The following is a 22852-nucleotide window of genomic DNA, read 5'->3' on the forward strand; positions in this document are numbered from 1 at the left end:
TGTTGGGCCCAGGCTGGGTGTATGAGTCGTGGGGATCTGACGAATGCGGAGTGGAATCGGCTGGAGTCGTTGCTGCCTCGTGGCGGGACGCGTGGGGGCCGGTGGAGTGATCATCGGCGAGTGATCAGCGGGGTGCTGTACCGGGTGCGGACGGGTGTGCAGTGGCGGGATCTGCCCGAGCGGTTCGGCCCCTGGGAGACGGTCTACAAACGGCATCGCCGCTGGTCGGCGGCAGGGGCGTGGGTGATGCTGCTGTCTCGCGTCCAAGCCGCCGAGGATGCCGAGGGCCGCATCGACTGGGACGTTTCGGTGTACTCCACGGCAGTACGGGCTCACCAGCACGCCGCGGGCGCGAGGAAGGAACCCCCGCCCGTGACTCCTCAAAAGGGGGCGGGCGAGGGGACGAACCATGCCGATCCGGTGCTGCGGAAACTGGCCGTCCGGCTGGAGGAGGTGGTCAACTCGGCGAATGCCTGGGACGTTCCCGCGGCGGCTTCACCACCAAAATCCACCTCGTCGCCGACGGACGATGCCGGCCCCTCACCCTCGTCCTGACACCCGGACACTACGGAGACGGCCCGCAGCTCGAACGGGTCCTGGAGCTGATCTCCGTGCCCCGCACAGGAGTTGGACGCCCACGCAGCCGACCCGACCGTGTGCTGGCGAACAAGGCCTACGCGTCCCGGAAGAACCGTCACTACCTGCGGCGACGCGGAATCCGGCACACCATCCCCGAACGTGTCGACCAGCGAAGACACCGGCAGAACCGGGGATCGGACGGTGGCCGCCCCACCGGCTTCGACAGCGAACGCTACAAGAAACGCAACACCGTCGAGCGAGCCATCAACCGACTCAAAGGATTCCGTACCGTCGCCACCCGCTACGAGAAACGTGCCTACATCTACCTCGGCACCGTCACCCTGACAGCCCTCACCATCTGGCTCCGCACATGATCCGAGAAACAGTCCCCAACTGACTGCAGGCTTCGAACATGCGGGCCTAGGTGTTGCTGGCCATGACGGTGGTGACGCTCGCGTGGACGCGTGAGGCTGGAGGACGATTGCTGGCGGCGGTGTGAGGCCGGTGGTAGTTGTAGTGCCCGTTCCAGACCGCGATCGCCCGAGCTCGGTCTGCTTCAGAGGTCCACTGCCTGGCGTGGAGGCGTTCTTCGGTGAGGATGCGCTGGTAGCGCTCGACCTTGCCGTTGTGCCGGGGCGTGTTGTGTCACTGGAGCACCTCAGTGCTCCGGTCGGCCGTGATGGCGGTGAGGAGGGGGAATGCGATGAGCAGTGCGACCGCGACGAGGAGTCCGCTTGTCCAGAGCGGCCCGAGGTCCCCGGCTTCGGTGTTGAAGGTGGCCGCAGCGATGACGGGGCCGACGGCGGCGCCCACGTTGAGCGCCGCGGTCGCATACGAGCCAGCCATGGTGGGGGCTCCCGCGGCTTCGTAGAGGACCCGCGTAATCAGCGTGCTGCCCAGCGCGAACGAAAGTGCGCCTTGCACGAACAGGAGGAAGAACAGGGCGACCGGCTCGTTGGCCAGCATCGCCAGGGCCGGCCAGCCGATGAGCAGCAGCGGACCGCCGACTGCGATGACCAGACCGGGACGCCGGTCGGACAGCCGCCCGGCGACGGTGACGCCCACGAAGGATCCGGCGCCGAAGAGCACCAGAGCGACAGAAATCCACAAATCGCCCAGCCCGGCGCTGTCGGTCACCACGGGGGCGAGGAAGGTGAGGCTCCCGAAGGTTGCCGAGTTCACCAGCGCGCCGAGCAGCATCACCAGAATCAACCGCGGCCGTGTGAGCTGGGCGAGCTCCGCTCGCAACGCTGGCCCGCCAGCCGCTTCATCCTCATCACGCCCTGCCGGGATTCCTTTCAGGATGCCAAGAGCTGCGGGCAGACAGAAAGCGGCGACGGCCCAGAATGTGGCTCGCCAGCCGAGCAGCGTGCCGAGCACCGAGCCGCCAGGGACACCGGCGACCGTGGCCACCGTCGTGCCTGACAGCAGCACGGCCAGCGCGCGTCCCTTCTTATCGGGTGAAACAAGCGTGGCAGCAGCCGTCAGAGCGACGGCAAGGAACCCTGCGTTCGCGAGCGCGGCGACGACCCGGGTGGCGAACAGGATAAGGAAGCTGGTGGTGATGGCCCCCACGGCGTGAGCTGCCGCGAAAGTGAGGATGAACCCGAGAAGGCTTGAGCGCTTGGGCCAGTTGCGGGCAAGCGCGCCCACCAGGGGGGCGCCGACGATCATGCCGACCGCGAAGGCCGAGGTGAGCGTGCCGGCTGTCCCGACTGTGACGTCGAGGTCTGAGGCGATGTCCGGCAAGAGGCCGGCGAGCATGAACTCCGAGGTGCCCATGGCGAAGACCGCCAGGGCAAGCAGGTACAGCGGGAGAGGCATCGAGTGGCTCCGAGGTGAGGAGAAGCACGAGAAGGTCATCTCGTCACCGCGGCCAGCCCCAAGGGCACACTCGCCCCGCCGCAGAATGCGGCGTGACGGCAGGGCTACGGGCTCAGTGGTTCAGGGGGCTGACGGCGTGACCGAAAGCCCCCACCTCGTCTGACTCGGGACTCGACATGGCGCGCACGCTACCTGACCGTTGCCCGTCGAAGCATCTTGGTTTCACTGACATCGGCCTGTGCCACCAACGTCATGTCGCGCAACATCTCGTAGGGCCGTCGTTCGCAGGGAGGGAAGAGGGAGGACTGGTCCTGGAAATTCCCGGTACCGAACTGGCGGCGCAGCTCGCTGCTTGGGGGAGTCGTCGAGGAGGGCGCGGAGCAGGCGCGGTCGATCCGCAGGTTCGCCTGGGTAATCCCGGAGCCGTGCTGGCGGCGCCCGCAGGCTCTGAGCCTGCCCGAGGTAGCCGCCGAGATCAAAAGCTGGATCGTCGCCCGCAGCCCTGAGCCCGCCGGCGGCAACCGTGCCGACTGCGCTGCCCCAGCGTGTAGATCAGGCTGCTGGCAGATGCCCGAGCCGGCGGCCCTGGTCGGCTGCTGACGCGGCGAGCCGCGCTAGATCGCCTTCTCCAGTGAAAACAGGGCCGCTCCAGCTCGGGGGAGCGGTGACCGGCTGGAAGCTGACGCGGGTACGACAGCGGGCCGCCGCTTCGAAGAGCGTGTTCAACGTCGCGAGCGCCTTGATGTCAAGAACGCCGATGCGCACCACCCAGACATCGCGGGCTTTGTCGAAGTGGCCGATGAAACAAAGGAGTTGGAGCTGCTCTTGCCACGCGGGGCCGTCGCTGTGGGTGGAGTGGCAGGTGGCCTCAAGTAACCACCGGGCAGGGGACGTGCGCGAAGACAGAACCATGCCGGTGACAGTAGGGGCCCGCCTGACCACCTGCTCCGCCGCGGCGTCGAGTCAGCGCTCTGGCACCGTCCTGAGGTTTGGAGATGCGTGGCCGTGGTTGTGGCACCTGCTTGGCGATCTCTAAGAGGTCCTGATGCTGTTTCTGCGGGCGGCCTTCAGCGCTTAGGGCCAGATGCAGGTGCCCAGAGTGCCGCGTATCGGGCGATGGCCTGGTCCAACTGCGTTCGCTCGACGTCTGGCATCGTGCCGTCCTGCGCGAACGCAAGAACGTGCTCAGAGATCAGGCTGAGCTTCACGTTGGCGCGCTGCGACACGTCGCGCAGCACCCGTGGCTACGGATGGCTGCCTGATCGTGACTAGGCGATGAGGTCCAGGAAGCCCCAGCCGGTGAACCGGGCCGCGCTCGCCTTCTCCTCGCCCGCTCCTGGCCTCAACAGATGTGGCTGCAGCTCGCTGCCGTGCTTGTGGTACCTGAGCAGCCGATGGGATTCACTGGTCACGTCAAAGCATCTACGGGGGAGGGGAGTTGGCGTGCGTGCATTGTTTCGAGACCTGACTCTTGTGGTTGCTTGTGTGATCAGCATGGCCGCTTGTGCGGGAAACAATGGGGGCGGATCTCCGGTTGAGCTCACGCCAGCGCAGATGCGTAGCGCGATGCCCGATCGCGAGAGCCTTCCCGCCGGGTGGCGAGGTGAGGCAGATCCCCAGGTTCTCGAGGGGAAGGACGCCTTCACGAAATGCCTGTCTATGGCCGCGAGCTGCAGATCAGCCGGTCAGGTCGTCATGGGAACCGACTCGTACGACCAAGGAACCGTGAACCGGGGAGATGGGGATTTTGAGCACACGGCGCACGTGGTCGTCTTGTCCTTCGAATCCATCAAGGCCGCGGACGCCGTCATGAAGAATCTGGCAAGCTCGGGACGGAGCCGTCTGTCACCGCAGCCAACGCAGATCAACGCTGGCGCACAGGTCACAGAGGCGTGGTCCGAGAACGAGTCGGATGGCTACGTGACTCGGGTGACGATGCGGGTCGACAGGGTGGTGGTCGGCATTGTGGGAGAGAAACTCAAGCAGCCCGGTGACATCCAACCGATCGCGAAGATACTTGTCGTGCAAGTCAATAAGGCCTCGCAAGGTTAGAAGCCAACGCACGAGATCCAGTGCGTGGCGCTACGGCGACGGCACAGGCGCAGAGTCTGATGCCCTGGGTGGGTCTTCTAGGCCGTTTCTTACCGATCATCGGATCGTTGGTCCGGTCGTGCCGTTGACTGACGCGCAGTGGGTGCGAATAGAGCCGTTGTTACCCGATCGGACGGCGAAGCGGGGCGGCCGGTGGCGGGATCACCGCCAGGTCATCGACGCGATCGCGTGGAAGTTCCAGACCGGCTCGCAGTGGGTGCATCTGCCTGCTGAGTACGGCTCTTGGAAAGGCGTGTACACCCGGCTGCGGAACTGTGCGATCGACGGCACGTGAGAGCGGCTCTTCACCGCTCTGCTCGCCCCGGCCGACGCCGAAGGCGACATCGACCGCCCGCACCACCGGGATCGTGGAACGAATTGGCGCGTCGCTGCTATGAGCGGCAACGCTTCGTCGCCGCTGGATCGGCCGCATGGTCCTCGGACACCTCATGCGCCCGCCTGGATCAGCGTGACGGCCACAGCGAGAGACAGTAGGGCCACCGCCGCCACTTCAAGGACCAGTGAGCAGACCAGTAGCCGCGCTGCCGAACGGTTCGCGTCGCGCAGGCCGTCGAGGAGGTCCAGTCGGACCTGATGCGACGTTGAGGAAGGGTCTGGATCGGGGCCATTCCAGATCTCCCTCAGCCACAGAGTGCTAATCGTGGGCTGGCGGCGCGGAGTACTCACCGTCAACGCCGTGGCGGCGGCGACGACGAAGAGGGCCAGCGCGGCAACGGTGATAACCGCCACGGAAGCAGGCAGGCGTCCTTGAGGAGCCCGGCCGCTGACCGAAGCGGCTCCCAGTACGAGGGCGACCAGGACGCCGCTGCTGCTCACCACCGCATTGCTGCGCTGGATCAACGACTCCTTGATCTTGCGCTCCTCAACGAGCTGATCATCCAAAAGCGCACCGAGAACCATCCTGATGTTGCTCTCCGGCATGGCATCACTACTCTTCCGGAATCCTGCTCAGGCAGATCTGCGTACGGTCGGGGGCGTAATCCCCTGCCTGCGCTTCAGGTATGTGAAGGACCAGTTGGCAAGGGCCTCCGGAGGAGTCAGACGCTGCTTCTCCAGCGGGGCGAGGATCTCTTCCGCCGCGCTGAGCACGGCACTTGAGAGGGAAAGCGAATCCACCAGTTGCTGCAATGGGGGGATCTGTTCATCCAGTCGATCCACCTTCGTCTGCAGCTGGGGAATTGTGCTCAGTTCCTCCGCTGAGGGTAGTGACCTCTCGATCTTCGTGACGACCCGCTGTAGGCGTGGGCGAACGTCGCTGCGAAGGTTATGGAGACGGAGTTCTTGAGGTGGAGGCAGTATGAGAATCAACTCCCGGAGCCTCTGGGAGAGATCCCTGGCCGACGCATCGTCTCTCCCGATGTTCTCCAGGAGGGTGCGGCATTCCGCGATCAGGTCGGGGGCCATGTGCTCGACCTCTCCGAGACGCCGCGTGATGGCGCTGACCTGCTGGGGCTCAAGGCGCACTCTTCGATCCGTCAGATCGTTCAGTTGCCACTGAGTCGATCGCCGTTGCCCCAGCAGGTCATCGAGCTGGGCGGGGGCGGTGCCGATACGCGCGAGGAGTTGGTCGAACAGCTCGTAGAGGGAGAGATCTTTCTCGATGTCGACAACCATGCCGTGCCGCTCCCGCGTGCTCAATATTACAAGACACGGCATAAATAATTGATTGAGTCCGAAAAATCCAGCTGCGCTGGTAACCGCCCGCGTCCACCCCCTCTTGTGATCTTCGCCAGGGCGCCGGATCTTGTCGTTCGACCGGCCGAAATCAGGTTCCTGCCTGAGGGAGTCCCAGAAGGCTCTCTCGAATGTCCCGCCCGTCGCCGGGACATCGACTCGCATCCCTTCGGCCGCCGCCAGCTCCATCCTTCTGGGGTCAGGGAAACCACCGATGCTCCCGCTGTCTGTGGACGGGCCCGACGGTGCTACTGGACATAGCACGGACAGTGACGCACCGGTCAGATCATGAAAGCTCGTCCATCCATCGATCATTTCCTGCTGCTGGGCGCCGGCCTCAACCGTGCGGGCCAGCAGCAGCACGGTGCCCAAGTGGTTGATCATTTCGGATGCGGACAACAGGTGTCTGAGGAACACGTTGATCGGAAGTGTCGTGACGTACATGAGATCTCCCGCCGAAAAAAGAAGGCGCCGGACCGGTCAAGTACTCTCGCAATAAGGTGCGTTACGCGTCTGTCGCGCTGGTTGCAGTCCCGAACCTTTGAATCGATACCCTCGGCACGGGCCTTTACCTCGGCCGCGCGCTGCGCCTCGGCCGGTAGGGGAGGTCAGGCGGCACCCTCGGCGGGACTCGGTGCGGGTGTCGCTGCCTGCGCGGACGAGCGGCCCGGAAGAAGCCTTGTCAGGTATGTCGTGACGATGCCGCCAGTGGACGACAGGCTGAGAGCCGCCCCGGCAGCCGTGTTCCCGTGTCCGATGAAGTAGATTGCGCCGATGAGTGCGCCCGCCGCGACGGCCGTGGACGTGACAATCGACGCCCAGCGAATACGGTGCTCGTGCCTCTGCTCGCGCTCCACCATTTCAAAAGCCCTGACCCCTAGTTCCCGCTCCGGGTAGAGAGCGTTCCACTTCTCAATCTCCTCGGCGGGCGGGAGCGACTTCCAATATGCCTCCGTCATGAATCGCCCCCCGAAGTGTGGTCCTGCTTGCGACGTGTGCGGCCCCTATCTCCGGATCCTTCAAGCCGGGGAATCAGGTCGAGTAGCGCGCTGACTGCGTGGCGCACGACTCCCACCACGATTGTCGCCAGGACTCCGAGGGAAGGCCCGATGACCCAAAGGGCATTCAACCCGCCGACATGGGTGGGCATGACCAGGGCGACGGTAGTGACGATGGCCGTGCCGAGCGCTGACGCCCCCAGGACCCACAGCGCATATCGAAACGCGCGTGCCCGATCCTGTCGGCGGGCTCTTGATTCGGCGGCTACTGAACTGGCATAGCTTCGAGCGGCCGCCCTGGCGGGTGCGTACGAATGCGAGTAGTAGTCCGCGACTTCAGCCATGGAAAACCTGCGGCGTTCCGCCCGCTCCGCAGCGGCCGTGCCCGTGAGGTCGAACACCGCCCCGAAGCCACGCGCAAAAGTCCGCCAAGTTGCCCCCATGCCGCCGAGTGTAGGGACGGCGCAGATATGCCGATGCCGGAATGCTCAGATCCGCCTGTGGTTGTGTGTGGCCGGTAGCGTGCTGGCTATGCGTATCACTGAGATCGTCGAGAGCCTGGAGACGATCCGCTCCGAGCACGGTGACATAGAGGTTGTTGCCTACGCGTACGGCGACATCGATCATCATCCGGCCGCGCCCTGTGCCAACCGGAACCGCGTGGGGCCGTTCGTCCTGATCAAGGACGGCTACCAGTAGCCACACATGCCGAGGGCACCGCGGGGGCGGCTCCCGTGGCGCCCTCGGTCGTGCCCGGTCAGTGAGCGTTTTCAGCGTTGCCTCTCCAGGGTGAGGACGGCTTTGGTGATGACGGTCATGCGGTGCGCTGTTTGTAGGCCTCGGCGTCGAAGGCGGTCGGTCGGCCTTCGGCACCGCCTCGCGGCAGCCGATGGCCGATCTGGCCGTGGCGATGCGGGCCGCGACCGCCGCCGACGGCCCCCGCGCCCGGGTCACCGCGCTGGCCCGTGCCTATCTCACCTTCGCCGAACGCCATCCGGCGGTCTACGACGCCCTGTTCCAGCTCGACGGCGGCCTGGCGTACGCGCAGGAGGACACCCCTGAACCGTTGAAGGACGCCTTCGCCGCGCTGCTGGAGTGCCTCAGCGAGGTCGCCGGGGAGGGCGTGCGCCCGGAGCTGTTCACCAAGACGTTCTGGGCGTCCCTGCATGGACCGGCCACCCTGACCCGAGCGGGACGGCTCCCGCCGGAGGACACCGAGCGCAGGACTGAGCTGCTGGTGGACCGGCTCGCCATGTTCTGACGTACCATCTCGGATGGCACACGGCCGGGGTCCTCGGGCCCCGCCGCTTGCCCGCGGTATCGCTTCCGGTCACTCGCGCCCACACGGCACAGCCGCAGATTGCCGGCCCCGTACCCCCGCCGGGGCACCCAGCCCGGAAGGCGCGGTGCTCATTGGTCACGACTCGATACGCGCCCTAATGCCGTCTTTGCCGCCGTGCCGCCCGCCCAGACGGGCGTGGCCACCGGCTTGAACACCCTGATGCGCACCATCGGCGGCAGCATCGGTACCGCCGTCCTGGCCGCGCTGCTCACAGCGAACGCCCTGCGGAACGAACCGACCGATACAGGCTTCACCGTCGCGTTCGGGACCTGCGCCGCCATCCTTGCGTTGGGAGTCGTCGCGGCCCTTCTGCTGCCCCGGCCCGCCCAGCGCTGAGCACCCACCCACTCCACCAAGGGCCCCACCGTGCCGGCGCCGCAAAGCAGGCCCCTCACACGATGGGGGAGGCACCGGCCGGCAGCGCACGATCCGACACCATCACAGCGCTCGCCCGCCGCCGCTCCGGTCCTCGGGCAGTACCTGCCACGGGCCGCGTGTGCCCGGGCTGTCCTCGGCCTCATACAGAGGTAGGAGCGGCCGGAGAGGACATCGGCCGTGCTCACCGCGGCCCCGGTGCGTGGGCAGACGGCCCTCAGGGCGCGTGTGCCAGATGCAGAAGCCGGACCAGGTGCAGCAGGCGTCTCCTACAACTGCAGGAGACGCCTGCTGCACCTCCACCACGGCGCAATGACAGCAGCCGCACGACGACGGGAGGGGCCCTCAAAAGACAGGCTTGGGAGGCAATCACGAGTGGATCAGGAGCGCCTGCCATGGCAACTTTTCTCTATCGACTAGGCCGCTGGGCCTTCCGGCGACGAGGCTGGGTCGCCCTGATATGGGTGGCAGTCCTGGCCGCCGTGGGAGTGGGCGCGATGCAGGCGCCCGAGGCCTCCAGCGGGGACGAGTCGATGCCGGGAATCGAGTCCCAGCAGGCCTACGACCTCATGCAGGAACGCTTCCCCGGAGCCACCGCCGACAGCGCCGGCGCCACCATCGTCTTTGCCGCCCCCGACGGGCAGAAGGTGACCGCGACCGACAACCGGCAGGCCATCGAGAAGACAGTGGATGCCCTGGGCGGCGGCGCGCAGGTGGCCGGCGTCGCGGACCCCTTCACGTCGAAGGCAGTCAGCAAGGACGGTTCGACCGCGTACGCGAGCGTCACCTACAAGGTGGCCGCCGACGACGTCACCGACGCCAGCCGCACCGCCGTGGAGGACGCCACCGACCAGGCACGCGACGCGGGCCTGACCGTCGACCTGGGCGGCTCCGCGATGGAGGCCGACGACGGACTGAGCGGCATCGCCGAGATCGTCGGCATCTCCGTGGCAGCCCTCGTGCTGCTGGTCACCTTCGGTTCGCTGGCCGCGGCCGGTCTGCCGCTGCTGACCGCGATCGTGGGCGTCGCCGTGAGCCTGTTCGCGATCATGCTGCTGGCCGGGCCGCTGGGACTGTCCTCGGACGCCAGCACGCTGGGGATGATGCTGGGCCTGGCGGTCGGTATCGACTACGCGCTGTTCATCGTCTCCCGCTTCCGCGAGGAACGCGGCAAGGGCCACGCGCCTAAGGAGGCGGCGGGGCGCGCGGTCGGCACTGCCGGTTCGTCGGTCGTCTTCGCCGGCCTCACCGTGATCATCGCCCTGGCCGGTCTCGCGGTGGTCGGGGTGCCGAGCCTGACGCAGATGGGCCTGGCCGCCGCGGGCGCGGTCCTGATCGCCGTCCTGGCCGCGCTGACCTTCGTGCCGGCGATCCTCGGATTCTGGCCGAACGCCGTGCTGCCGCGCCGTATGCGCAAGGGCGCGGGTCGCGCATCGAAGGGATTGCGTTCCCGCAAGCGCGGCAAGCAGGAGGGCTCCGGGGAGGCGGCCGCCGTTGCCGCGTCCACCACGCACGCGCCGGTCGCGCAGTGGGCCGGTATCGCGGAGGCCGCTTCTTCGGCGTCGAAGGAAGCCCGTCCCAACATGGGCACCCGCTGGGCGCGCTTCGTGCTGCGTCGTCCACTGCCGGTTCTGATCCTTGGCGTTCTGGGCCTGGGCGCGCTCGCTGTTCCGGCGGCGAGCCTGCAGCTGGGCATGCCGGGAGATGAGGCCCTGTCGACCTCGACGACCCAGCGCCGTGCCTACGACGAGCTCGCCGAGGGCTTCGGCCCCGGTTTCAACGGTCCGCTGACCGTCGTGGTCGACGCCCAGGGGGCACCCGACCCCAAGGCGGCCGTTTCCGAGATCAGCAGCAAGATCGCCGGCACCGACGGGATCGTCTCGGTCTCCCCGGCGAACTTCAACAAGGCCGGCGACACCGCGGTGTTCCAGGCCACGCCGTCCACCGCCCCGACCGACGCGAAGACCAAGGACCTGGTCACCTCCATCCGCGGCGAACGCCCGGCCCTGGAGTCGGGCACGTCCGCCACGTTCGAGGTCACCGGCACGACCGCACTGAACATCGACGTCGCCGCCAAGGTCCAGTCCGCGCTGGTGCCCTACCTCATCACCATCGTCGGCCTGGCCTTCCTGCTGCTGATGGTGCTCTTCCGGTCCGTGTTCGTGCCCCTCAAGGCCGCGCTCGGCTTTCTGCTCTCGGTCCTGGCGGCCCTCGGCACAGTGGTGCTGGTCTTCCAGCAGGGCCACCTCGCCAGTCTCTTCGGTATCCAGCAGACCGGCCCGATCATGAGCCTCATGCCGATCTTCCTGGTGGGCATCGTGTTCGGCCTGGCCATGGACTACGAGGTCTTCCTCGTCTCACGGATGCGCGAGTCCTACACCCGCGGCGAGGACGCCCGGCAGGCAGTGGTGTCCGGGTTCAAGCACAGCGCCCGGGTCGTCGTGGCCGCAGCCCTCATCATGATCGCCGTGTTCTCCGGCTTCATCACCGAGAACGGCTCCATGATCAAAATGATCGGGTTCGGCCTGGCCGCCGCGGTGCTCCTGGACGCCTTCGTCGTCCGCATGGCCATCGTGCCCGCCGTCCTCGCCCTGCTCGGTGAGCGGGCCTGGTGGCTGCCCAAGTGGCTGGACCGGATCCTGCCGCACGTCGACGTGGAAGGCGAAGCCCTCGACCATCTGCCGGCCGAGGACACCGGCCGCGGCGCTCTGGGCGCCGTGCCCGACGAGCCGGACAAGGTAGGCGTCTGACCTCGGCTCCCTCCCCGGCCCACGGGTCGCCCGAGACCACCGTCTCGGGTGACCCGTCCGGCCGTCTCTATGACTATCAGCGACCATGGACCCAGCACCGGCCCCGGAGAAGAACGCGATGACGAGCTACCTCGAACGGTTCGTGGAACGGCACCCGCACCTTGCGGACGTCGTGCTGGCCGTGGCGCTGTGCGCCTGCATGGTCTTCGGAGCTCAGATCAGCACCACCGATTCCCCCGCCCCGGCCAATGTGTGGCCCGCCCGGCTCCTCGCAATCGTCTGCGGGGCCGCCGTCCTCAAGGCGCGCAGCCACCCGCGCGCCGTAGTCCTGATCACCGCCGCGGCCGCCGCCGTACTGACCGCCCTGGGCCACCTGCCCAGCCCCCTGCTCCTGGCCCCGGTCATGGCCGCCCTGTACTGGCTCGCCGCCCTCACCGACTCGAAGACCACGAGCCTGTACGGATACCCGACCATGGCCCTGCTCCTGGTCACGTCGTTGTCCGCGGCACCGCTCGGCGACGACTTCATGCTCCGCTCCGGGGGCACCGTCCTATGGCTGATGCTGCCAGTGGCCCTCGGCAGCCTGAGCCGCTTCCGCCGCGCCTACCTGGAATCGGTGACTGCCCGCGCCGCGCACGCCGAACGCACCCGCGAGGAGGAGGCCAGGCTGCGGGTCGCCGAGGAACGCATGCGCATCGCCCGCGAACTGCACGACGCCGTCGCCCACCACATGGCCGTCGCGCACGCCCAGGCCGGCACCGCCGCCCACCTCGCCCCCACCCAGCCCGAACAGGCCCAGAAGATCCTCAACGACCTGGTCGGGACCACCTCGTCCGCGCTCCTCGAACTGCGCGCCACCGTAGGAGTACTGCGCCAGACCGGCGCCCCGGAGACGGACGCACTGGAGCCGACCCCCGGCCTGGACCGGCTGCCCGAGCTGATCACGGCCTGCGCATCCGCCGGCCTCACCACCACCGTCACCACCCAAGGCACACCACGCCCCCTGTCCCCGGCAGTGGACCTGACAGCTTTCCGCATCATCCAAGAGGCCCTCACCAACGCCACCAAGCACGCCTCTGATCACACAGCCCGCGTCCGGCTCCAGTACTCCACATCCCGCCTGACGCTCACCGTCACCAACGACGGCCGTCCGGTGCCCGCACCGGTTCCCGGAGGCGGATACGGGCTGATGGGCATGCGCGAGCGCGCCCACTCCGTCGGCGGCGACCTGCACGCAGGCCCACGGCCCCAGGGCGGCTTCGAGGTCACTGCCACCCTCCCGCTCCAGCCCCAGGCCAAAACAGAGGCCCGGGCCGCCGCACCGAAGGAAACCCCTTGACCATCCGCGTCCTGCTCGCCGACGACCAGCCCCTGCTCAGGGGCACCTTCCGGCTCCTGATCGACTCCTGCGAGGACATGGAAGTCGTCGGCGAAGCCGGAAACGGCCAGGAAACAGCGGAACTCGCCCGCACCCTGCACCCCGACATCGTCCTCATGGACATCCGCATGCCCGGCAGCGACGGACTGAGCGCCACCGCAGAGATCTGCGCCGACCCCGACCTGTCCGGCACTCGCGTCCTCATCCTGACCACGTTCGAAACCGAGGAGTACGTCGCCCAGGCTCTCCGGGTCGGTGCGAGCGGCTTCCTGGGGAAATACGTCACTACCGACGCCCTGCTCGACGGCATCCGCACCGTAGCCGCGGGCGAAGCCCTCCTCTCGCCCGGAGCCACCCAGGCACTGATCACCCGCTTCCTCACCACCCCCGCGGCAGGCGCACCGCTCGCTCCCGCCGAGCGCCTCAACGACCTCACCCCCCGCGAACAGGAAGTCATGGTGCTCGCCGCCCAGGGCAAATCCAACGACGAGATCGCGGAAACTCTCTTCGTCAGCGTGCTGACCGTGCGCAGCCACATTCACCGGGCCATGACCAAACTCGGCGCCCGCGACCGAGCTCAACTCGTCGTCATCGCCTACCAGAGCGGCCTGGTACGCCCCGAACCTCCCCACCCCTCCGCCCGGTAGCGTCATGGATCTGGGGCCTGGGGATCGCGGTCCATGGAACCTTGCTGCAAGTGATCGGGACAGTGATGCAGGTGTAGAGAACCCTCCTTGGCGCCGGAGGCAGGGGTGCCCTTGGCCGCCCAAGGCCCCTACCTCGAACGCCGCCAGACACTTCTCGACGTGCTTGAACCGCTCGGACCGCCGTTGCAGGCAGTCCCGGCCACGGATGACATCGACGTGGCACGCACCTGGTACGACGTGCTGGTCAAGCAGGGCTGCGAGGGCATCGTCGTCAAACATGCCATCAGCACCTACAAGCCCGAACACCTGTGGCGGTAGATCCGCCACAGCGAGGTCGTGGACGCACACGTAATCGGGTTCACCGGCACCCTCGCCCTTCCGTGGCATCTGGCCATGCGCCTGCCCGACGGACACATCGCCCTCACCCGGCCCCTTACCACCAATCTGACCGCTCAGCTCACCCCGCATCTGTCACAGGTCGAACCTTCGGGCAGCGCGGTAGCGACGGCTGGAGAGCCGTACAAGACGCTTGCGACGCAACTGGTGGTGGAAGTCGCGGCAGGCACGACCCGACACGCGGTCGTGTCGATGATCCGTGCATGCTGACCACGCCCCGTGCCAGTCCGCCGTTCGGGCATCGACGCCGAGGGAAGCACCTTCGCCTCACCGTCCGACGGCGGCCGGCCCCCGCTGCTCGTGGAAGTCGCCTGCACCGTCTGCGAGGGCTGCGGCCGCGCCGAGCACGACGTCGAGCGCGGATGCGGATACCCGCATACCGACCCCGACATGGACGATGAAGACGACTACGACGCGGAACCGCCCTGCCCCTCGTGCGCCGGCCGGGGTAGCCGGGCCAGCGTTGCTGCCACAGATCCATCAGAAGGACCCGCACATCTCCAGTCAGTGGAGCCGCGACTGGCTCCCCAAGCAGGGGAGGCCGCCGAGTAGGCGGGCGAGAGCGCTGTCAGTGGATTGCTGCTTTTCTATGCTGGTGCACACATTCACTCGTTGGGGGACTCCGTTGCCAGCGGGATACCGCACCGCCAGCAGTCGTTCGCGTGGTCATCCTGGCAGACGTAGCGGATGGCGCCATCCACGCACCATTCGGCGGCCTCCTCGGACAGCAGGTCGGGCCCGGCAAGGAGCAGCCGACGAAATTCCGTGGTGTCCGCAATGTCGGCCGGCCGGTTGGTGAACCACTCGTCGAACCAAGGCTTGTCCCGGTGTATGCGCCAGTGCGCATTCTCCCGGTCGTCGACAGCCGTAAGGAACCGATCGACGATGCGCACCCAACTCGGTGCTCCGAACCAGCCGTTGTCGGACGCGCAGAAGAATTCGATCAGGGTTCGCAGGCCGAACGTCTTCTCGCGAAGGCAGTACGCTCGCCCCCAAGCGATCGCATCCTGCGCCATCTCCGCGAGTTCTTCACGCGGATCAGCCTCGTGCGCCGGGTCGTCAGGATTGTGGCAGGCCAGTCCGAGCTCAAGAACAGACTGCCCGGTCGGTAGAACCCGGGACGGGTTGACGATCGCGAGACCGAGACCGATCCAGTCGACATGGTCGAACGACAGCATCGAGCGCACGAGGCGGGTGGTTGCCGTGTTGATCCGCATCATTGTGCCGTCGTGGAGCGGACTCTTCCCGGCATGCCAGTTCTCGACGGGTGTGTTGCGCCACACCGCGAGCGTGATGCGGGTGGCAGCGAGCCACAGCAGGGCGTCGTCGTCGAGGTGCCCGAACCGCTTGGCGCACTCCTGGGCGCCGTAGGTGATCAACTCTTCCGGTTTCGGCCCCCTGCGGCTGTCGGGCCCTTCAGGCGCGTACTCGTAGTCGTCGGCGTACTCGTCGAGGATCGCGCTCAACTCGGCAGCGCTGTAAGCCTCGCTGTACTCGGAGCTGTCCGGCTCCTCGACGGTGTACATGTCGTGGTCCCAGGAGACGTACACGTCGCGCCAGAGCACTACGTCATCGCACTCGCCGGCGTTGTCCGTCACAACCGGCCTGATGGTGATCGGGGCAGTAGGCCCGTCGGTTCGCTCGCCGTCCTTCTCGGCGGCCCATGCGGTGATGACCCCGAGCGGCTTCGGAAGGAGAGGACCGACCTCGGTGATGCTGAACGGCTCGTCGTCGCCATCGGTGTCGAACCGACTGTTGACGAACGCGACCGCCTCGGAGGGCGTGCTGACGATGGACTGGCTACCACTCTCGTTGTCAACCACTCGCCACAACGGGCTGTTCTTCACGATGCTCTCCGATCGCGGTGAGTGCACCCGGGCGGGTGCGATGCGCCGGGTCGCTCGGCACTGACTCCGATTATGGGCTGATCACCCCATCCGTAGTCCCGAAGACGCTTGTCGGCGACAACGTTCGATACGTTCGCGTGCAACCTGCTTTTCGCGACCGCGGCAACACAGCAGAGTCCCACAGCGGAGGAGGCGAAGATGGCGCTGAACAAGAAGGGTTCCCGGCGCATAACCGTTGACGGGATCGAGTACCGCTGGCGGATCCGCAGGAAGCCCTCCTACATGCAGGGCCTCTGCTGGACACCGCTGACCTATGCGGTTGAAGCGGCCAGCGACAGCCAGCCGGGCACGACCTTGATCGTCACCAGCGGTCAGGCCCATCCCAGCAACTGGGTGGGCGTCGAGGCGGAGCCCATTCGTCCGGCTCACGTTGTTGCCAGCATTCGAGAGGCACGGGAACAGGGCTGGGATCCAACCCGGGTCGGTTCTCCTTTCCAGCTCGACCGATCCGCAGGATTTGTCGCCCAGTCATGAGACAGAGCGGAGTAGGGCGGCGCCTCTGGCCCGGCATCATGGCCAGGTGACCACATGGATGCGCTGCTACTGGGACGAGGAAGACATCTGGTTCTACTTCGAGGTCGACGCCGAAGGCTGGGTGATCCGGCAGGTCGAACTCGAAGGGCCAGAGCTGATCCCGATCGCAGCTGCTTCCCTCGCTGAGTGGCAGCGGGCCCGCCACGCAGGCCGCCTCGGCGATTACGACAGCAGATTCGGGATCACCGCCGAGCTGCCCGTCTCGGAATGGGAAGGCCACGACCCCGAACAACTCACCTTCGAGGAGTTCGAGGACGTCTGGGGCCCTGCACGTCAGCAGATCGCATCCCGGTCCAGCTGACCTCTCGGCGCCGCACTGGCCTCTTGGCATCATCGCGACATGACCCCGACCTTTCCCCGCACGGTCCGAGCCGTCGACACTGCTCAGCTCCTGGACCTGGCCCAGGAGGCGACTATGTACGGCTTCAGCCAGCGGCTCCCGGTCGACTGGCTGCGAGAGCACCTCGCCGCTGAAGCGACGCACTACCTGTTCCCGACCCTCGTGCAGCGGCTCACGCACCGTCCCGAGGTGCCGCTGCAGTGGAGGTGCCAGCAACTGCTGACCGTCAGTACCGGCGAGCAGATCTGGGGTCTCCTCGACGTCCTTCCCGACACCTTCGACAAAATCCCAGAAACCTTGGACACGGTGTCCCAGAAGGACATCGTCATCCGCATTGAGCAAGCAGTGAAGGTGGGGGAGTGGATAGAACGGATGGCCGCCGATGCAGGTTCATGAGGTCCGGCGCGGCCGGCTGGGGAGTCTGAGGAAATGACATCGATCTGAGACAGCCGCCTGCCGACACGTCGTGAGACTGGAGGAGAGCCTTCAGGTCACAGCGTCGGCGCACGACACCGAAAATGAGAACCTACACCATCCTAGAAGCAGGCCCGGACGGCCGCATGTGAGCGTTCACCCCGGCCGCCGACGGCCGGGAGACGCTCAAGCTGACCACACAGGTAGGTCATGGCAGTGGGACCCGGGCCCTCACGGAAAGAGACCGGGTCCCACCCCGGAAGTTCATGCCTATGGCTTGTCCCGTAACTGATCTTGGGCCTGGTGAGGGCAGGGTCGGCTGCGGTGCTGTCCCCGTTGACCTATCCGGTGAGTGCGAGGTTGTGCAGGCGGGCGATGCCGAGGATCGCATGGTGGACGCCGTCACCTCTGAGTCGGCAGTCGCGCAGGATCTTCCAGCCCTTCATCCAGGCGAAGGTGTGCTCGACTCGGGCACGAACCTGTTTGTGCGAGCGGTTGTGCTTTTCCTTCCGATCCGGGAGTTCCTCGCCTTTGCGGCGGCGGTACGGGATGACCAGCCCGGTGCCCTGGTAGCCGCCGTCGGCGATGGTCATCGTCTTGCCGACGGCGGCCTTGGCCCCGGATTCCTCCCATCCGCGGGAGTCGTGCCGGTTGCCGGGCAGCGGCCGGCCGACCACGACGACCAAGCGGGTGTCGGCGTCAATAACCACCTGATGAGCCGTTGAATAGCGGTAGTTCTTCGACTGCTCGGCCACCGTGTGGTCTCGGGTGGGCACCAGGGGTCCGTCGACGATGAGCACGGTGTCCTTGCGGAACCGCTTGCGCAGCAGGAGCGCGAGCAGCGGCCCGAGGTGGTCGATGATCCGGTCCGCTGCCGACTTCGAGATGCCGAACAGCGGGGCGATCTGGCGCATCGTCAAGTTCGTCCGCCAGTAGGCCGCGACCAGCAGGATGCGGTCCTCGAACGGGAGTCCCCAGGGCCGTCCACGCTTGAGTTCAGCAAAGGTCTCGCGCCGTACGGCGGTCACCAACTTGCCGAAGCAGCGCGAGCTCAGCCCGGTGAAGGGCTCTATCCAGGACGGCACCGACGCGTGATCACACCAGCCACAACATGATCCTTTCACTCGGTGTAAAGCAACCATCGCCCCGTACCCTCGCGGCCTGAGACGGTCCAGAATGCCGCCATGGCTGACAAGGAGCACGACGAGGCAGGTGCACGTTCATTCCTGTCATGCGCCATCGAGGTGGCACGGCTGATGGATCTCGGGAACGCGGCTGACGTGCCGGAAGTACGCCGCGCACGGCACCTGGCCCATGCGGTGCGCAAGCCGTTGCTCGAACGCGCCCACCTGCCCGAGGAGTTCTTCGCCCCGTTGATGGCTGCGGCCGTCTACGACCCGGACCCCAGTTTCTGCCTCTGGTTCGTCGAGCCAGCGGTCTACGCCTACGGGCGGCGCCGGGTCATGGCCGCACTGCTCGACTATCTACGGACCGGAACGGTCGCCGAGAAGGCAGGCGCCGAGCGGGCCTGGTACTGCGCCCATGTACCGCTGCGCGCTGACCGGTCCCCCGCCTACGCACCTAACGGTAACCGAGATTCCTCCATGGATGACTCCCACGATGTGAAGGACGCGTGGCGGGAAACCCTTAGCCGATCAGCCGGGTGAACGGGCCGTCTCGAAACCTGAGCCAGCCCGGTTGCCATGGCGCTGTCGCTCACCCTGACCAGTTACGGGACAGGTCTTACCCGTCCTCGATTGACCTGCCCCACCGCGGTCTGCGGTTTCTGACGGAGTAACTGATCGCGAGGCGGCAGGAGATCGGAACTCGATGGCGACGTCCGCCTCCTGCCCGTCAGGCTCTGCTCGCCCTGGCTCATCTGCGGTGCGGTGACACATATGCTCAGCTCGCCGCGGGGTTCGGCGTCGGGGTCGCTACCGTTTTCCGCTACGCCCGTGAAGCCGTGGAGGTCCTGTCCGCCCTCGCCCCGTCCCTGGTCGAGACGATGAAGACGACCCGAGCGAAGGCGTTTGTCATCCTCGACGGCACCTTGCTGCCGATCGACCGCATCGCAGCCGACACCCTGTACTACCAGGGGAAACACAAACGCCACGGATTGAACGCCCAAGTCCTCAGCGATCCGTTCGGCCGCTTGCTCTGGGCCTCGCCGGCGCTGCCCGGCTCCACTCACGGCCTCACCGCCGCACGACAGCACGGAATCATTGCGGCCCTCGCCGAATTAGGACTCAGCTGCTGGACCGACAAGGCGTATCAAGGTGCTGGCGGACACGTCCGGGTCCCGGTCCGGGGCCGCCGCCTCAAGCGATGGAAGCGCCGCCACAACACCACCCACGCCAAGATCCGCTGCGTCGGCGAGCAGGCCATCGCCGTCCTCAAAGGCTGGCGTCTCCTGCGGAAAATCCGCTGCAGCACCAACCGCATCACCGACTTCGTGAAAGCCGTCCTCGTCCTTCACCACGCATCAAGCTGAGGTTGGAAAACGCTCACTTTCATGGGTGACGCAGGCCCGTCTCGGGAATGGAGACCACAGAAAGGGCGTGCTCCTCACGAGGGCCGATCTGATGAGAGTTCATGACACGTGTCAGGCGATTGCGTGACTGTTTCCCGGAAAGTGGACGTCCCTCTGACGTTCCTCTGTAGGTGGTCGCAGAGATCAGTATCTGCACCACGATCTCGCCGGATTCGTCACGAGCGGTGAGCATGAGGCGCGTGTTACCTCTTTTCACGCCGATCACTTTGGTGGAGTACGAAAGTTCCGCCGAATCACACGCCATTTTCATTTTCGGACATGCTCTTGCTGCGTTCAGCACGGCATTCGAGAGACCTCGTTCGGTCTTCCGCGCCGACCAGTCCCGGATCAATAGATAGGATTCGCCCTCAGTGCTGTGAAACCCTGAGACAGCGTCGCCCTCATTTCGGCGGTCAAGGGTGCGGAAAAGATCTCGGCATGCGGCCGGTTCGACTTCACCGCCGACGGCCGACTCGGCACCGCTCAAAGTAGGCTCTGGAACCCATCCCGAAGGTTCGAGAGCCGCCACAGTGGAAGCACTTGCTTCATATCTCGACTCGTGGCCTTTTGCGCACCCTGAGAGTGAAAGCGTGGCGGCGATCGACATTCCGGCGCCGGCGAGACAAAGGGTGCGGGAAGAGTGCATGGTCTCTACCTCAGATAATTGGCGAGTGCGGGGTTCTTGTCAGCAGCAAGATCGAGGAGTTCGGATACGTGGAGCACCGGCGTGGAAGCACTGCGCAGGTGAGCCTCAAGCTCGGGACCCAGGGGAAGCATGCTGGGCGATGTGCTCTCCTGCGGTCCGTCCTCCGTGTGCGCGTTACGATCCTGGGGCAGGCGCCGGTAAATGATCGACGCGATGACCAGATCCTGGGTCGAGCACTCCTGAGCTCCTCGGCTGCGCGCAATTTCCTGCGTGATGACGAGAATCTCGCGGGCGCCGTCAGACATTGCACGCATTCAGCCACGCCTCCAGAGCATGCGGGCAGGAGAATAGTATGTGGGGAGCGTCCAGATATTCCCGTGCTGACCGAAGTTGGTCCCCCTGGTGCGATAGCGCCAGTTCCCGATTCGCTTGGCCGCAGTGGCGTTCACGTGAATCGTCTTGCCAGTCTTGCAGCTGGTGACACCATCGCCGTGATTCTTCCGACTGCCGCCGCGGAAGATTTGCAGTTGCGCCTGAGTATTGGCGTCGTCGAGGCTGTCCGAGCAGAGCACCTGTACGTATCCCATCACGGTGGTTGCGCTGGACGCCCAGGGCGTTCCCGTGCGCTTGTTCAATTTGCAGGTGACGTGGTGTCTTGCGTCCGGCCCGTCGTCCGACGCGAAACTTGGCGCGGTGACCGCGAGAGCCAGCGCAGCGAGGGCCACAGCGGTGACGGTAATCGTCTTCATGCTCGTCATGAAAGTCCCTCCGGGTGGACGTTTGCCCAGAAAGTACCACTGGGTTCATCGACTGCAACGGAAGCTTTTCCGGTCGGATGATGTGATGTGCAGATTGCATCGAACCGTCGTTTCTCCCGGTGCGGCGCTGGTGTCGGAGGGAATTGAGCCGCACGGCAAAGGACAAGTGCCGGGGAAAACGCCGAGGAAAGCCATCTGTCCGGCTTGGTCGGCATAGACGCCGACCTTCCAGGTGATGACGGACCGGCACTCCTCCAGTGAGGCTCTTCCAACTTCGCGAGGGTGAGTGCGAGTCGGACTGATCTACGCAGCGGAGAAGCTCCTGGTAGACGCGTTGTCTACCAGGGCCAACCGTTGTTCCAGGAGCTCCGCGTGATGGTCTACCCGTCGGCTATCGATCTGTCCGCTGCACACCTGCGCCGCCTGAGCCGCGAGTTGGCGGCACGACGCCGGGAGATAGGCAGCCGGTGGCGGAGGTTGTCTCCCGGGCGCCAGGCCATGCTCGCCCTGGCCCACCTGCGGTGTGGGGACACATATGCGCAACTCGCGGCCGGGTTCGGTATCGGGACCGCCACCGTGTACCGGTACATCCGCGAGGCGATCGACGTCCTGGCCGTGCTCGCACCGACACTTGACGAAGCGATGGCGACGGCCCGCACGAAGGCGTACGTGATCCTGGACGGCACCGTGCTGCCGATCAACCGGATCGCGGCCGACCGGCCCTACTACTCCGGCAAGAAGCGGCACCACGGCGACGTTCAGGTGCTGACCGACCCTTCGGCCGGCTGCTGTGGGCTTCGCCCGCACTGCCCGGTGCGGCACATGGCCTGACGGCGGCACGCGAGCACGGCATCATCGACGCCCTGGTCGAGGCCGACCTCAAGGCTTACGCCGATGAGGCGTATCAGGGTGCAGCCCGCAACGTCCGCGTTCCGTTCAAGGGGCGCCGTCTCAAGCGGTGGCGACGGCGCCACAACACCACGCCTGTCCTCCCTCCTTCTACCTCCAGTCCGTACTGCTGAGTACGATCGGAATCGTCCGCTCCGTCTCCGTGCCAAGCAGTCGGGAGCCCCATCATGCCCGCTTCACGCCCGATTCAAGTCGGCTCCACAGTCGAGGACTTCACCTTGCCCGACGAGACCGGCACGCCAACGAGTCTCACCTCGCTGCTGGCCGAGGGCCCGGTCGTGGTGTTCTTCTATCCGGCCGCAATGACGGCCGGCTGCACGGCGCAGGCCTGTCACTTTCGTGACCTGACCGCGGAGTTCATGGCGGCCGGCGCCCGGCTTGTAGGCATCAGCTCGGACGGGATCGAGCGGCAGCGCGAGTTCGCACAGAAGCACACCTTTGGGTACCCGTTGCTGTCCGATCCTGAGGGTGTGGTGCGTGGGCAGTTCGGTGTGGCCCGTGGGTTCGGCCCGCTGCCGACGAAGCGGGCCACTTTCGTCATCGGCACGGACCGGCGTGTACTCGAAGTGGTCCGCAGCGAGTTCAGAATGAGCGCGCACGCGGACCAGGCCCTGGCGGCCCTGCGCAAGGCCGCTTCCTGAGTTTCTGCGCTCAGGCACGCCCTGACTCTCACCAGCCTGGCGAGACCTGCCGCTACGCGGCAGACCTCCGCCCCGGCGACCAGGTCGCCGTCATCACC

The 22852-nt window shown here is 66.3% G+C and carries 26 protein-coding genes and 4 pseudogenes; 18 read left to right on the forward strand and 12 right to left on the reverse strand.

Annotated elements, in window-relative coordinates:
* Positions 1 to 21: 21 nt before the first annotated feature.
* Positions 22 to 953, forward strand: a pseudogene (locus tag ABZ930_RS36850) (IS5 family transposase).
* A 46-nt stretch (positions 954 to 999) separates the two neighbouring features.
* Here ABZ930_RS36850 and ABZ930_RS36855 read toward each other — a convergent pair.
* From ABZ930_RS36855 to ABZ930_RS36870, 4 genes and pseudogenes are all read right to left on the reverse strand, one after another.
* Positions 1000 to 1218 (reverse strand): annotated as a pseudogene (locus ABZ930_RS36855) (integrase core domain-containing protein); the annotation flags it as partial.
* Positions 1219 to 1224: 6 nt separating this feature from the next.
* Positions 1225 to 2403, reverse strand: coding sequence for a Cmx/CmrA family chloramphenicol efflux MFS transporter (locus ABZ930_RS36860; RefSeq protein ID WP_361558304.1), 1179 nt, complete (start codon positions 2401 to 2403; stop codon positions 1225 to 1227).
* A 552-nt stretch (positions 2404 to 2955) separates the two neighbouring features.
* Positions 2956 to 3315 carry a hypothetical protein gene (locus ABZ930_RS36865; protein ID WP_361558307.1) on the reverse strand — a complete coding sequence of 120 codons (360 nt, stop codon included), beginning with the start codon at positions 3313 to 3315 and terminating at the stop codon, positions 2956 to 2958.
* A gap of 356 nt (positions 3316 to 3671) precedes the next feature.
* A complete protein-coding gene (locus ABZ930_RS36870) occupies positions 3672 to 3815 on the reverse strand; it encodes a hypothetical protein (protein WP_361558310.1) in 144 nt (47 codons plus the stop codon).
* Between the two features lie 31 nt (positions 3816 to 3846).
* Between ABZ930_RS36870 and ABZ930_RS36875 the strand changes: the two genes are divergently transcribed.
* On the forward strand, positions 3847 to 4455 hold the full coding sequence (locus ABZ930_RS36875; protein ID WP_361558313.1) for a hypothetical protein: 609 nt from the start codon (positions 3847 to 3849) through the stop codon (positions 4453 to 4455).
* 118 nt (positions 4456 to 4573) lie between these two features.
* Positions 4574 to 4789: a transposase gene (locus ABZ930_RS36880; RefSeq protein WP_361558316.1), complete on the forward strand. Its 216-nt coding sequence runs from the start codon at positions 4574 to 4576 to the stop codon at positions 4787 to 4789.
* A gap of 152 nt (positions 4790 to 4941) precedes the next feature.
* Here ABZ930_RS36880 and ABZ930_RS36885 read toward each other — a convergent pair whose 3' ends face one another.
* The 3 genes from ABZ930_RS36885 to ABZ930_RS36895 form a co-directional block, all read right to left on the reverse strand.
* Positions 4942 to 5436 carry a hypothetical protein gene (locus ABZ930_RS36885; protein ID WP_361558319.1) on the reverse strand — a complete coding sequence of 165 codons (495 nt, stop codon included), beginning with the start codon at positions 5434 to 5436 and terminating at the stop codon, positions 4942 to 4944.
* A 27-nt stretch (positions 5437 to 5463) separates the two neighbouring features.
* Positions 5464 to 6633 carry a hypothetical protein gene (locus ABZ930_RS36890; protein ID WP_361558322.1) on the reverse strand — a complete coding sequence of 390 codons (1170 nt, stop codon included), beginning with the start codon at positions 6631 to 6633 and terminating at the stop codon, positions 5464 to 5466.
* A gap of 164 nt (positions 6634 to 6797) precedes the next feature.
* The gene (locus ABZ930_RS36895) at positions 6798 to 7148 is read right to left on the reverse strand and encodes a hypothetical protein (RefSeq protein WP_361558325.1); all 351 of its coding nucleotides are present in this window, start codon (positions 7146 to 7148) and stop codon (positions 6798 to 6800) included.
* A 570-nt stretch (positions 7149 to 7718) separates the two neighbouring features.
* Here ABZ930_RS36895 and ABZ930_RS36900 point away from each other — a divergent pair.
* The 8 genes from ABZ930_RS36900 to ABZ930_RS36935 all read left to right on the forward strand — a co-directional run bounded on the left by ABZ930_RS36900 (position 7719) and on the right by ABZ930_RS36935 (position 14285).
* Positions 7719 to 7886 (forward strand): hypothetical protein, encoded by a 168-nt coding sequence (locus tag ABZ930_RS36900; RefSeq protein ID WP_361558328.1) that lies wholly within the window; start codon positions 7719 to 7721, stop codon positions 7884 to 7886.
* A gap of 211 nt (positions 7887 to 8097) precedes the next feature.
* Positions 8098 to 8448 carry a TetR-like C-terminal domain-containing protein gene (locus tag ABZ930_RS36905; RefSeq protein WP_361558377.1) on the forward strand — a complete coding sequence of 117 codons (351 nt, stop codon included), beginning with the start codon at positions 8098 to 8100 and terminating at the stop codon, positions 8446 to 8448.
* A 216-nt stretch (positions 8449 to 8664) separates the two neighbouring features.
* Positions 8665 to 8865, forward strand: coding sequence for a hypothetical protein (locus ABZ930_RS36910; RefSeq protein WP_361558330.1), 201 nt, complete (start codon positions 8665 to 8667; stop codon positions 8863 to 8865).
* A 434-nt stretch (positions 8866 to 9299) separates the two neighbouring features.
* The gene (locus ABZ930_RS36915; protein ID WP_361558333.1) at positions 9300 to 11654 is read left to right on the forward strand and encodes an MMPL family transporter; all 2355 of its coding nucleotides are present in this window, start codon (positions 9300 to 9302) and stop codon (positions 11652 to 11654) included.
* A gap of 85 nt (positions 11655 to 11739) precedes the next feature.
* Positions 11740 to 12993, forward strand: a complete 1254-nt coding sequence (locus ABZ930_RS36920; RefSeq protein WP_361558336.1) for a sensor histidine kinase — start codon at positions 11740 to 11742, stop codon at positions 12991 to 12993.
* Positions 12990 to 13679, forward strand: a complete 690-nt coding sequence (locus ABZ930_RS36925) for a response regulator transcription factor (RefSeq protein WP_361558339.1) — start codon at positions 12990 to 12992, stop codon at positions 13677 to 13679. Before ABZ930_RS36920 ends, ABZ930_RS36925 begins: the two co-directional genes overlap by 4 nt.
* 105 nt (positions 13680 to 13784) lie before the next feature.
* Entirely contained in the window at positions 13785 to 13997 is a 213-nt protein-coding gene (locus tag ABZ930_RS36930) for a hypothetical protein (RefSeq protein WP_361558342.1), read from the forward strand.
* Positions 13998 to 14015: 18 nt separating this feature from the next.
* The gene (locus tag ABZ930_RS36935; RefSeq protein ID WP_361558345.1) at positions 14016 to 14285 is read left to right on the forward strand and encodes a hypothetical protein; all 270 of its coding nucleotides are present in this window, start codon (positions 14016 to 14018) and stop codon (positions 14283 to 14285) included.
* 395 nt (positions 14286 to 14680) lie between these two features.
* Here the strand turns inward: ABZ930_RS36935 and ABZ930_RS36940 are convergent, their stop codons facing one another.
* On the reverse strand, positions 14681 to 15922 hold the full coding sequence (locus ABZ930_RS36940; protein ID WP_361558348.1) for a hypothetical protein: 1242 nt from the start codon (positions 15920 to 15922) through the stop codon (positions 14681 to 14683).
* A 198-nt stretch (positions 15923 to 16120) separates the two neighbouring features.
* Here ABZ930_RS36940 and ABZ930_RS36945 point away from each other — a divergent pair, with 198 nt between their 5' ends.
* The 3 genes from ABZ930_RS36945 to ABZ930_RS36955 are packed head-to-tail and all read left to right on the forward strand — an operon-like array spanning position 16121 to position 17252.
* Complete coding sequence (locus ABZ930_RS36945; RefSeq protein ID WP_361558351.1) at positions 16121 to 16456, forward strand: hypothetical protein; 336 nt, start codon at positions 16121 to 16123, stop codon at positions 16454 to 16456.
* Between the two features lie 46 nt (positions 16457 to 16502).
* A complete protein-coding gene (locus tag ABZ930_RS36950) occupies positions 16503 to 16817 on the forward strand; it encodes a hypothetical protein (protein WP_361558354.1) in 315 nt (104 codons plus the stop codon).
* 39 nt (positions 16818 to 16856) lie between these two features.
* The gene (locus ABZ930_RS36955; protein WP_361558357.1) at positions 16857 to 17252 is read left to right on the forward strand and encodes a hypothetical protein; all 396 of its coding nucleotides are present in this window, start codon (positions 16857 to 16859) and stop codon (positions 17250 to 17252) included.
* Between the two features lie 359 nt (positions 17253 to 17611).
* Here the strand turns inward: ABZ930_RS36955 and ABZ930_RS36960 are convergent, their stop codons facing one another.
* On the reverse strand, positions 17612 to 18412 hold the full coding sequence (locus ABZ930_RS36960) for a transposase (protein ID WP_361558380.1): 801 nt from the start codon (positions 18410 to 18412) through the stop codon (positions 17612 to 17614).
* 42 nt (positions 18413 to 18454) lie between these two features.
* Between ABZ930_RS36960 and ABZ930_RS36965 the strand changes: the two genes are divergently transcribed.
* Together ABZ930_RS36965 and ABZ930_RS36970 are read left to right on the forward strand one after the other, a co-directional pair.
* The gene (locus tag ABZ930_RS36965; protein WP_361558360.1) at positions 18455 to 18937 is read left to right on the forward strand and encodes a hypothetical protein; all 483 of its coding nucleotides are present in this window, start codon (positions 18455 to 18457) and stop codon (positions 18935 to 18937) included.
* 17 nt (positions 18938 to 18954) lie between these two features.
* Positions 18955 to 19761: pseudogene (locus tag ABZ930_RS36970) on the forward strand (transposase family protein).
* Between the two features lie 19 nt (positions 19762 to 19780).
* Here ABZ930_RS36970 and ABZ930_RS36975 read toward each other — a convergent pair.
* The 3 genes from ABZ930_RS36975 to ABZ930_RS36985 are packed head-to-tail and all read right to left on the reverse strand — an operon-like array spanning position 19781 to position 21195.
* Positions 19781 to 20446: a hypothetical protein gene (locus tag ABZ930_RS36975; RefSeq protein WP_361558363.1), complete on the reverse strand. Its 666-nt coding sequence runs from the start codon at positions 20444 to 20446 to the stop codon at positions 19781 to 19783.
* Positions 20447 to 20451: 5 nt separating this feature from the next.
* Entirely contained in the window at positions 20452 to 20751 is a 300-nt protein-coding gene (locus ABZ930_RS36980; RefSeq protein WP_361558366.1) for a hypothetical protein, read from the reverse strand.
* A 9-nt stretch (positions 20752 to 20760) separates the two neighbouring features.
* Positions 20761 to 21195 carry a hypothetical protein gene (locus ABZ930_RS36985; RefSeq protein ID WP_361558368.1) on the reverse strand — a complete coding sequence of 145 codons (435 nt, stop codon included), beginning with the start codon at positions 21193 to 21195 and terminating at the stop codon, positions 20761 to 20763.
* Positions 21196 to 21576: 381 nt separating this feature from the next.
* Here ABZ930_RS36985 and ABZ930_RS36990 point away from each other — a divergent pair.
* Together ABZ930_RS36990 and ABZ930_RS36995 are read left to right on the forward strand one after the other, a co-directional pair.
* Positions 21577 to 22148, forward strand: a pseudogene (locus ABZ930_RS36990) (transposase family protein); the annotation flags it as partial.
* A 132-nt stretch (positions 22149 to 22280) separates the two neighbouring features.
* The gene (locus ABZ930_RS36995) at positions 22281 to 22754 is read left to right on the forward strand and encodes a peroxiredoxin (protein WP_361558371.1); all 474 of its coding nucleotides are present in this window, start codon (positions 22281 to 22283) and stop codon (positions 22752 to 22754) included.
* The last annotated feature ends 98 nt before the right edge of the window (positions 22755 to 22852 follow it).

This window comes from Streptomyces sp. NPDC046716 (assembly GCF_040645755.1).
Classification (GTDB): Bacteria; Actinomycetota; Actinomycetes; order Streptomycetales; family Streptomycetaceae; genus Streptomyces.

Coding starts and splice junctions, on each gene's coding strand:
- ABZ930_RS36860 (WP_361558304.1), bottom strand. CDS start 2,403: ATGCCTCTCCCGCTGTACCTGCTTGCCCTGGCGGTCTTCGCCATGGGC.
- ABZ930_RS36865 (WP_361558307.1), bottom strand. CDS start 3,315: ATGGTTCTGTCTTCGCGCACGTCCCCTGCCCGGTGGTTACTTGAGGCC.
- ABZ930_RS36885 (WP_361558319.1), bottom strand. CDS start 5,436: ATGCCGGAGAGCAACATCAGGATGGTTCTCGGTGCGCTTTTGGATGAT.
- ABZ930_RS36890 (WP_361558322.1), bottom strand. CDS start 6,633: ATGTACGTCACGACACTTCCGATCAACGTGTTCCTCAGACACCTGTTG.
- ABZ930_RS36895 (WP_361558325.1), bottom strand. CDS start 7,148: ATGACGGAGGCATATTGGAAGTCGCTCCCGCCCGCCGAGGAGATTGAG.
- ABZ930_RS36900 (WP_361558328.1), top strand. CDS start 7,719: ATGCGTATCACTGAGATCGTCGAGAGCCTGGAGACGATCCGCTCCGAG.
- ABZ930_RS36905 (WP_361558377.1), top strand. CDS start 8,098: ATGCGGGCCGCGACCGCCGCCGACGGCCCCCGCGCCCGGGTCACCGCG.
- ABZ930_RS36915 (WP_361558333.1), top strand. CDS start 9,300: ATGGCAACTTTTCTCTATCGACTAGGCCGCTGGGCCTTCCGGCGACGA.
- ABZ930_RS36920 (WP_361558336.1), top strand. CDS start 11,740: ATGGACCCAGCACCGGCCCCGGAGAAGAACGCGATGACGAGCTACCTC.
- ABZ930_RS36945 (WP_361558351.1), top strand. CDS start 16,121: ATGGCGCTGAACAAGAAGGGTTCCCGGCGCATAACCGTTGACGGGATC.
- ABZ930_RS36955 (WP_361558357.1), top strand. CDS start 16,857: ATGACCCCGACCTTTCCCCGCACGGTCCGAGCCGTCGACACTGCTCAG.
- ABZ930_RS36960 (WP_361558380.1), bottom strand. CDS start 18,412: ATGGTTGCTTTACACCGAGTGAAAGGATCATGTTGTGGCTGGTGTGAT.
- ABZ930_RS36965 (WP_361558360.1), top strand. CDS start 18,455: ATGGCTGACAAGGAGCACGACGAGGCAGGTGCACGTTCATTCCTGTCA.
- ABZ930_RS36975 (WP_361558363.1), bottom strand. CDS start 20,446: ATGCACTCTTCCCGCACCCTTTGTCTCGCCGGCGCCGGAATGTCGATC.
- ABZ930_RS36980 (WP_361558366.1), bottom strand. CDS start 20,751: ATGTCTGACGGCGCCCGCGAGATTCTCGTCATCACGCAGGAAATTGCG.
- ABZ930_RS36985 (WP_361558368.1), bottom strand. CDS start 21,195: ATGAAGACGATTACCGTCACCGCTGTGGCCCTCGCTGCGCTGGCTCTC.
- ABZ930_RS36995 (WP_361558371.1), top strand. CDS start 22,281: ATGCCCGCTTCACGCCCGATTCAAGTCGGCTCCACAGTCGAGGACTTC.